Genomic DNA, 587 nt, shown 5'->3' with positions numbered 1-587 from the left:
GGCAACCGGCTGGAGGGCGCGGTGTTCGACGGCGCCAACCTCGAAGGCGCCGATTTCTCGGATGCGGTGCTGACCGGCGCGGCCTTCGCCCTCAACGCCTGCGCCCCGCCGGGCGGCTTCGCCGATGCCGGGGAGGGCTGCCGCAACCAGCTCGGCAGCTTCAACGGCGCCGGCGATGCGTTCCTCGGCAGCGCCGGGCAGGCCCCCCAGGGGCCCTTCCCGCGCACCGGCACCGTTCCGACCAATTTCGCCCGCGGTGCGCAGGCCGCACCTGCAACCCCAGGGCTCGATGCCGCCCTGGCCCAGGAGAATGCCGAGCTCGACGCGCTGCAGATCGCCTTCGACGCGCTGCTCTATTGCCGCTGGATCGAGGCCCGGACCATCCGCGCCGAACTCGCGGCCAACCGCGTTGCGCGGCCGGCGGCTGAGGCCCGGATGGCGGCCCTGCGGACGCGGCTGCAACGCGACCTCAACCGCGCGCAGGCGGTGCTCGAGAGCCTGGAACGCCGTGCCGCCGCGCGCGAGGCGGCGATCGAGGCCGCGGTTCCCGGCAGCCGCGCCGCCGCCCAGGCCGCCCGCGCCGGCGG

1 protein-coding gene is annotated in these 587 nt (G+C 76.1%); it reads left to right on the top strand.

What is annotated here, in order from left to right:
* Positions 1 to 21 precede the first annotated feature (21 nt).
* Positions 22 to 587 (top strand): pentapeptide repeat-containing protein (locus HW578_RS27445; RefSeq protein WP_232479342.1); only part of this gene is annotated, 566 nt, incomplete at its 3' end.

The sequence above is a fragment of the Roseomonas rosulenta genome (assembly GCF_016106005.1).
Classification (GTDB): Bacteria; Pseudomonadota; Alphaproteobacteria; order Acetobacterales; family Acetobacteraceae; genus Neoroseomonas; species Neoroseomonas rosulenta.
This window is presented reverse-complemented; position numbering and strand designations above follow the sequence as displayed.